Annotated in this window: 4 protein-coding genes; all 4 read left to right on the top strand. The window is 70.9% G+C overall.

What is annotated here, in order from left to right; all coding sequences use genetic code 11:
• Positions 1 to 973: molybdopterin-dependent oxidoreductase (locus NBX02_RS20115; RefSeq protein ID WP_250292555.1), on the top strand; the 973-nt coding region annotated here is incomplete at its 5' end.
• Entirely contained in the window at positions 970 to 2,334 is a 1,365-nt protein-coding gene (nuoH, locus tag NBX02_RS20110; RefSeq protein WP_250287406.1) for an NADH-quinone oxidoreductase subunit NuoH, read from the top strand. The genes NBX02_RS20115 and nuoH, both read left to right, overlap by 4 nt.
• Positions 2,335 to 2,337: 3 nt before the next feature.
• Positions 2,338 to 2,922, top strand: coding sequence for an NADH-quinone oxidoreductase subunit NuoI (gene nuoI, locus NBX02_RS20105; RefSeq protein ID WP_250287404.1), 585 nt, complete (start codon positions 2,338 to 2,340; stop codon positions 2,920 to 2,922).
• A partial coding sequence (locus NBX02_RS20100) for an NADH-quinone oxidoreductase subunit J (protein ID WP_250292553.1) occupies positions 2,919 to 3,580 on the top strand: 662 nt, incomplete at its 3' end. The genes nuoI and NBX02_RS20100, both read left to right, overlap by 4 nt.

Genomic DNA, 3,580 nt, shown 5'->3' with positions numbered 1-3,580 from the left:
GGTGCCACGCCGGGCCGGGGAGCGCGGCGCGCTCGCCGCCGGCGCACTGCCATCGCTGCTGCCGGGCGGGCGCCCGGTGGCGGATCCGGTGGCCCGCGCCGAGGCCGAGGAGATCTGGGGTGCCGTCGTCCCGGCCGAGCCGGGCCGGGACACCGCGGCCATCCTCGCCGCCGCTGCCGCCGGTGAGCTCGACGGGCTCGTCGTCGCCGGGGTGGACGTCCACGACCTGCCCGATCCGGCCGCCGCCCTGAAGGTGATCGCCTCCGTGCCGTTCTGCGTGTCCCTGGAGGTGCGCGCCTCCGCGGTGACCGAACTCGCCGACGTGGTCCTGCCGGTCGCGCCGGTGGCGGAGAAGGCGGGCTCGTTCGTCAACTGGGAGGGACGCCTGCGCGCGTTCCAGCGGGCCCTGGAGACCGCCGCGCTGCCGGACCTGCGGGTGCTGCACATCCTGGCCGCCCGGATGGGGATCGCCCTCGGTGTGGACGACCCCGGGGTGGCCGCGCGCGAGCTGGCGAGGTTCGGCCGTGCCGGTGCCGGGATCAACCGCGTGCCGGCGCCGGCGGCCGAGCAGCCCGCGCTGCCCGAGCCGGCACCGGGCCAGGCGGTGCTCGCCAGCTGGCACCAGCTGATCGACGACGGCCGGCTGCTCGACGGCGAGCCCTACCTCGCCGGGACGGCCCGCCCGCCGCGGGTCAGGCTGTCGGCGGTGACGGCCGGTGAGATCGGCGCGGTCGACGGCGCGCCCGTCAGCGTCAGCACCGGCCGCGGCACCATCACCCTCCCCCTGGAGATCACTTCGATGCCCGACCGGGTGGTGTGGCTGCCGGCCTTCTCACCGGGCTCCCACGTCCGTGCCTCGCTCGCCGGGCGTGCCGGCGAAGTGGTGAACATCAGTGTGGCCGCCGGCGCCCCGGACGGCGGCCATGATCTTGTCGACGCCGTCGCGGGCAGCGGCGCGGAAGGCCGGTCATGAGCTACTCACCCTCGTTCGCGCCGGTGCTGGCGGCCGGTGCCACCGACCCGGACCTGGCCGTCTTCGGTGACGACCCGTTCTGGCTGATCCTGCTCAAGGCCGTGGCGGTCTTCGCCTTCCTGCTGCTGATAACGCTGTTCGCGATCGTGTTCGAGCGCAAGGTCGTGGCCCGGATGCAGCAGCGTGTCGGCCCCAACCGGCACGGCCCCAAGGGCTGGCTGCAGAGCCTCGCCGACGGCGTGAAGCTCATGCTCAAAGAGGACATCATCCCGGTTCTCGCCGACCGGCCGGTCTTCATCCTCGCCCCGATCGTCTCGGCGATCCCGGCGTTCCTCGCGTTCGCGGTGATCCCGTTCGGGCCCGAGGTGTCGATCTTCGGTGAGCACACCAGCCTGCAGCTCGCGGACCTGCCGGTGGCCATCCTGTTCGTGCTGGCCGCCTCGTCGCTGGGCGTGTACGGGCTGATCCTCTCCGGCTGGGCGAGCGGGTCGACCTACCCGCTGCTGGGGTCGCTGCGCTCGGCGGCGCAGATCATCTCCTACGAGGTCGCGATGGGGCTGTCCTTCGTCGCGGTCTTCCTCAACTCCGGGACGCTGTCCACCTCGGGCATCGTGGAGGGCCAGAGCCACTGGTGGAACGTGGTGCTGGTGCCGTCCTTCATCATCTACTGCATCGCGATGGTGGGTGAGACGAACCGGACGCCGTTCGACCTGCCCGAGGCCGAAGGCGAGCTGGTCGGTGGTTTCCACACCGAATACAGCTCGATCAAGTTCGCGTTCTTCTTCCTCGCCGAGTACATCAACACCGTGACCGTGTCCGCGGTGGCGACGACGCTGTTCCTCGGCGGGTGGCAGCCGCCGCCGATCCCGTACTTCTCGCACTTCGACACCGGCTGGTTCCCGGTGATCTGGTTCGTGCTGAAGCTGCTGGCGTTCCTGTTCCTGTTCATCTGGCTGCGCGGCACGCTGCCCCGGCTGCGCTACGACCAGTTCATGGCGTTCGGCTGGAAGGTCCTGATCCCGGTCGGGCTGGTGTGGCTGCTCGCCGTGGCGACCTTCAAGGTCTACCGGGAGAACGTCACCGACCGGACGCCGTGGCTGATCGGTTTCGGGATCGCCACCGGCATCCTGCTCATCGTCACGATCATCGATCCCGGTGCGCGCAAACACCGGGAACGTCTTGAGGCCGCCGAGCAGGAGCGCATCCGTAACGCGCCCAGTCTGGACCGGATCCCGTGGCCGCCGCCCGCCGCTACGGCCGACGCGGCCGGCGCGGCCGGCCGGCCGCCGTCCGTCACCGGCCCGGACCGGTCGTCGTCCGCCACCGTCATCGTCGCGGGTGGACCGCGGCAGGAGAGCTGAGCCATGGGGATCCTCGACCCGTACAAGGGATTCGGCGTCACCTTCTCGACCATGTTCAAGAAGCCGACGACCGAGCAGTATCCGGAGGAGAAGAAGCCGACCGCGCCTCGTTTCCACGGCCGCCACCAGCTCAACCGGCATCCCGACGGGCTGGAGAAGTGCGTCGGCTGCGAGCTGTGCGCGTGGGCCTGCCCGGCCGACGCGATCTACGTGGAGGGCGCGGACAACACCGAGGAGCAGCGTTACTCCCCCGGGGAGCGCTACGGGCGCGTCTACCAGATCAACTATCTGCGCTGCATCCTGTGCGGCCTGTGCATTGAGGCGTGCCCGACCCGGGCGCTGACCATGACCAACGACTACGAGCTCGCCGACGACAGCCGGACGGACCTCATCTTCACCAAGGAGCAGCTGCTCGCCCCGCTGGGCGAGGGGATGACGGCGCCGCCGCATCCAATGTTCCTCGGTGACAGCGAGACGGACTACTACCGGTTCGACCCGGACCGCGCCGGCCCCTTCGACGCATCCGGTCTCTCCGGCGCCGGCGCGGACGCGCCCGGCCTGGACAGCGAGCCGGAGCCGGCCCGATGAGCGCGCAGATCCTGGCCCAGGCGGCGGGGGAGATCACCCGGACGTCCACCGGCGAGGCCGCGACGTTCTGGGTGCTCGCCCCGGTGGCGGTGCTCGCGGCACTGGGCATGGTGCTCGCCCGCAACGCCGTGCACGGGGCGCTGCTGCTGGTGACGAACTTCTTCTGCCTGGCTGTCTTCTACCTGCTGCAGGACGCGCCGTTCCTCGGTTTCGTGCAGATCGTCGTGTACACCGGGGCGATCATGGTGTTGTTCCTGTTCGTGCTGATGCTGGTCGGGGTGGACTCCTCCGACTCCCTGGTGGAGACCCTGCGCGGCCAGCGGGTGGCCGCGATCATCCTGGGGTTCGGGTTCGCCGGGCTGCTGGTGTTCCCGATCGGCGGCGTGATCAACAACGGCACCACCGCGGCCGGGCTCACGGCCGCCAACGACGGCGGCAACATCCAGGCGATCGCCCGCCTGCTGTTCACCGACTACGTGTTCGCGTTCGAGATCATTTCCGCGCTGCTCATCATCGCCGCGGTCGGCGCCATGATCCTCGGGCACCGGGAACGGGTCGACGGCAAGGTGACGCAGCGGGAGATGCTGCGGCGCCGGTTCGCCGACGGGGGCCGGGTCACCCCGATCCCCGGGCCGGCCGTCTACGCCCGGCCCCAGGA

The sequence above is a fragment of the Protofrankia sp. CiP1_Cm_nod1 genome, assembly GCF_920888515.1.
Classification (GTDB): domain Bacteria; phylum Actinomycetota; class Actinomycetes; order Frankiales; family Frankiaceae; genus Protofrankia.
This window is presented reverse-complemented; position numbering and strand designations above follow the sequence as displayed.

Bases quoted from the DNA above. Each gene is read 5' to 3' on its own strand.
- nuoH (WP_250287406.1), top strand. From the start codon at position 970: ATGAGCTACTCACCCTCGTTCGCGCCGGTGCTGGCGGCCGGTGCCACC.
- nuoI (WP_250287404.1), top strand. From the start codon at position 2,338: ATGGGGATCCTCGACCCGTACAAGGGATTCGGCGTCACCTTCTCGACC.